Here is a 3,931-nt window from a genome sequence, read left to right as displayed (position 1 = left end):
TGCTTTGTGCTTGTATAAAGCATAAGTCAAACAAAATAAAAGTCAGAATTATTACTGCTTGTGTACCTGTTTTTATTTTCATGGATAAAATTATTTATATTAGAACATATATCCAAAACCTATACCTGGCAATAAAAAAAAGTGCCGAAGAAATTAGGAAAATTAATTTTATTTTTTTCATTGTTATTATTTATTAAAATACATAACCCACACTAATACCACAAAAAAATAAATATTGAAAAGTTGCAATGTCAGGCGGATAAATTAACGGAGTCCATCCTAGCCTGAACATAAATCTTCCATCAGGTTTTTGGTGTCTAAAAGAAAAATTTGCAGTAGGCACCGAATTATATTTATCCAATTGAAATTTATCTGTTTTAATGTGATTTGTATAATCATAATTACTTTCTACTAATCTTACACCTCCACCGATTTCAAAATGGTTTTTCCCTTTGCAAAAAACATGATTTATAAGCGCAACCAATCCTAAATCTACACTTGAACTAGGTTTAGATTTACCGCCAAAGAATCCAATTCTTGTCGTAAAAAATCCGTGGTCATGTTCAACGATTTTTCTTTCATAATTTAAGGATAATGCACCCATATTTCCTAATAATTCTACATAGACAGTATTATTCTTAAACAAGACAGTATCCTTTTGTGCAAACACTTCTGTTGCACATAAAATGGCAAGAAAAAATAAAAAAAGTGTGGCAAATAAAATTTTTCTCATAACTTATTTTCCTTTTTTCAGTTTTTCAATCTCTTCAGCCATAGCATTGTTTTTCTTTTCAAGTTCAATCATGTAAAGGGTGAGTTCTTCCACTTTCTTCAGCAGTGTGATTGACATTTCGCCCACACTTACTCCGTTTTTATTCAGTTCTTTTCCGCTCGGCACTTCGGGCAAATGCTTGTATTTATCTTTATATTTTTCTAATTCTGACAAAGGCATTAAATCATACTCTTTTTCAAAAACATAATCGGGAGCAACGTCAAGCACTCTAGTAACAACCTGACCATCGACAGTTAATACCCACCCTGTTGGGGCAGCGCCTGAACCTAAAAGACTCATGACATACCATGGACCTCCTTGGTAATCATCCCTGCTTGCTGCACTCCAATACCAGCCCGGACTTGTCATTCCAAAACCTAAATAATACGACTGGCTACCTATCATCATAGGAGTAGTTGTTCTCCATACAGAACCTAATGGAGCTTTTAATATCGGTATCCAAGATGCAGAAGTCCAAAAAGCATTTTGATTTGGGTCTCCAATTATATTTATACTACCATTAAGAATATCTAATTTGGATTGCGGATTGTTTGTTCCAATTCCCACATTGCCATCCCCCGCCACATACATATCGGTTGTAAATGTTGTTGGAGTTCCGGGCAGGGCAGATACATCTAATCTGCCAATCTCAAAATCCTGACCGGCTGCTCTCCAAATCCCCGCTTCGTGCCCGGGATATTTCATCAAGCCAACTCTTTTATGCCCTCCTTCATTTACAATTAATCCCTGCCCTTCGCCATCTATATATATAGAACCATTTTGTATGTGGAGTTTTTCGGTGGGAGAAGTTGTTCCGATTCCGACATTGCCGTTGCTTTCAATTGAAACTAATGCGTTATTACTTATGGGGTTTCCATCTGAATAAAAACGAATGGGCTGCCCGTTTGTAACAAATCGCATATAGGTGGCAGGGTCTAATGAATACAATCCCAAATCACCTGTGCTTGTAATGGGTGCACCGCCTTTTTGAATCACTCCTCCTGATAAATTCATTTTGCCGTTTACATCCAGCATTTGAACTGGATTGTTTGTTCCGATTCCAAAACGACCTGTCACATCATCAATCCTTGCACGCTCTGTTCCTATAGGCGCTTCAAAAATCAAAGGGCTGCTGCTGGCATAGGCAGATGCCTGCATTTTTCCGGTTGCTTTTATATTCCCTATCACCTCTAACTTTTCAGTTGGAGCAGTTGTTCCAATCCCCACATTCCCCGCAGCATCCCATCTCAAAACAATTTTTTCTATGCTATTGCCGTTGTCTTTCATTCCTAATGCTCCTCCATCGTATCCATACAGCACGGGTCCGTTTGGGTATTCATTTGCAAATGGTCTGGATATAGGAATAGGAATATTAATATCCTGCCCATACCAGCCAATGCCGTGATTGCCATCGGGAAAACCTGAACGGAATTTAATATCGTTCTCGTTGAGCCGCAGGGTTCCGTCCGGTTCAATCGAAACTAATTCTTTTCCTCCTTGAGGAGTTGCTCCTCCGTCAGAAAAAAAACGGAAGGGTGCGTTGTTGGTTACAAAGCGCATGTGCATGAGCGAATTAAGAGAATACAAACCCAAATCGGTTGTCATTGCATTAGTAATGGCCGGGCTGCCTTGTTGAATCACTCCGCCTGATAAATTCATTTTGCCGTTAACATCTAATTTTTGAATGGAGGTGCTGTTGTTCCAATTCCTACATTGCCAGTGTTGTTGGCATTTATTACTGTATTAAAATCTGACGGAGAAGCAATTGATTGAATAAATAATGTTGGGTTTCCGCTCATGTCAGTATAAATATTATTTGTGGGATTTACATCACTTCCCTGATCAATGATAACAGAATTTCCTATTCTCATTTTTTTAACAATAGCAACACTATCAAACTGCGTTTGCCCGCTCACATTCAGGCAGGATGTGTTCACGCAGTTTGCATTAATGCTTCCCTGCACCTGCAGGCTGTTGGCAGTTATTTTATCTGAACTTATTGTTTGAGTTGCAGAAATGTTTCCGGTGCTTTTTACGTCTCCCAAAACATCAAGCGCAATGCCAACTCCGGGAGGCTTGCCTACGCCCAGTTGCTCCTGCACGCTCACCTGTGCGGCAGCCAACTGCAATTTTTCTGCATCGCTCCGCAGAACAATCTCGTAGGTAGAAGTGATGGTGTCTTTAATCGGGGCGGGAGGCACAACCGTGCCGCCATTTTTGAATTTAAAATTACCTATACTGATACCCTCACTTGCATCGAGGCGCTTTACCAGCGCCTGCCCGTTGAAAGATATGCTGCCATCGGGGTTGATGGCCCATGGGTTAATTGCCAGCGGGTTTCCGTTTACATAATACTTTTGTGCGTCTACCGAATTTGCTTTAATGTCCTTTGTAAGCAGATTGCCGTTGACAGCGGTATTGTTATTTATGGTAACGCTGCCATCTAATTGCGTGCTGCCTGCCACTTTCAAAGAGCCAGCGGTTAGCTGCCCGTATACTTTCAAATCAGCAGTAACCAAAGCCATTGCAAATTCTGCGCCTTGGGCTTTCATGCTGAGTGATTGCATGAGGTTCTCCACCACAGCGTCCTTCATGCGTATAGTTCCCGCCACATGAAGTTTGTCTAAGGGATTTGTAATTCCGATTCCCACGTTGCCCGTTTCGGTGATGCGGAGTTGTTCCGTGCCGTTGGTCTTTATGATGACCGGAAAGATGTTGCTTGTGCCGAATGCAGCAGTTCCGCTGGGTGAATTCAAGCCAAACGACCATTTCTCACCGCTCTGCGAGTGGGAGATGATGGAAACAAAAATGGCAGCGAGCGGAAGCAAGATTTTTTTCATGATGATTGATTTTTTGTGAATGACCGTATGAAGGACAGCGATATACTTTGATTTGCCAAGAGAAATCGTAACTTTTAGACGAGTGGATGGATTTCTTGGATGAAACTCATAAAAATAAAGACGGAATTGAATAGCGCTCAGGCATAGCCCAATGGATTATTCTGTCAGACAAATCCTGTCGTAAAGAACCCTGCGCCAAGAGCGCAGGGCGTTATTATTTTATTTTTCACAATTCAAAAAGTTTCAACTGCTTGACATCATTATGACGACCTTGATTACGAATATAATTCTCAATCGTCTTTTTACTTCCTCGACCGCT

3 protein-coding genes are annotated in these 3,931 nt (G+C 40.6%); all 3 read right to left on the bottom strand.

All coding sequences use genetic code 11. The annotated features are described in order from the left end of the window. Positions 1-193: 193 nt before the first annotated feature. From HY841_14745 to HY841_14735, 3 genes are read right to left on the bottom strand one after another with little or no spacing between them, the layout of a single operon-like run. Complete coding sequence (locus HY841_14745; GenBank protein MBI4932014.1) at positions 194-733, bottom strand: hypothetical protein; 540 nt, start codon at positions 731-733, stop codon at positions 194-196. Between the two features lie 3 nt (positions 734-736). Further along, positions 737-2,431, bottom strand: a complete 1,695-nt coding sequence (locus HY841_14740; GenBank protein ID MBI4932013.1) for a hypothetical protein — start codon at positions 2,429-2,431, stop codon at positions 737-739. Between the two features lie 14 nt (positions 2,432-2,445). Beyond that, positions 2,446-3,612, bottom strand: a complete 1,167-nt coding sequence (locus HY841_14735; GenBank protein ID MBI4932012.1) for a hypothetical protein — start codon at positions 3,610-3,612, stop codon at positions 2,446-2,448. Positions 3,613-3,931: the final 319 nt, after the last annotated feature.

It is taken from the genome of Bacteroidota bacterium (genome assembly GCA_016213405.1).
Lineage (GTDB): Bacteria > Bacteroidota > Bacteroidia > Palsa-948 > Palsa-948 > Palsa-948.
The sequence above is the reverse complement of the archived record's forward strand: the minus strand, read 5'-3'. Positions and strand labels throughout refer to the sequence as shown.

Bases quoted from the DNA above. Each gene is read 5' to 3' on its own strand.
- HY841_14745 (MBI4932014.1), bottom strand. From the start codon at position 733: ATGAGAAAAATTTTATTTGCCACACTTTTTTTATTTTTTCTTGCCATT.
- HY841_14735 (MBI4932012.1), bottom strand. From the start codon at position 3,612: ATGAAAAAAATCTTGCTTCCGCTCGCTGCCATTTTTGTTTCCATCATC.
- HY841_14740 (MBI4932013.1), bottom strand. From the start codon at position 2,431: ATGAATTTATCAGGCGGAGTGATTCAACAAGGCAGCCCGGCCATTACT.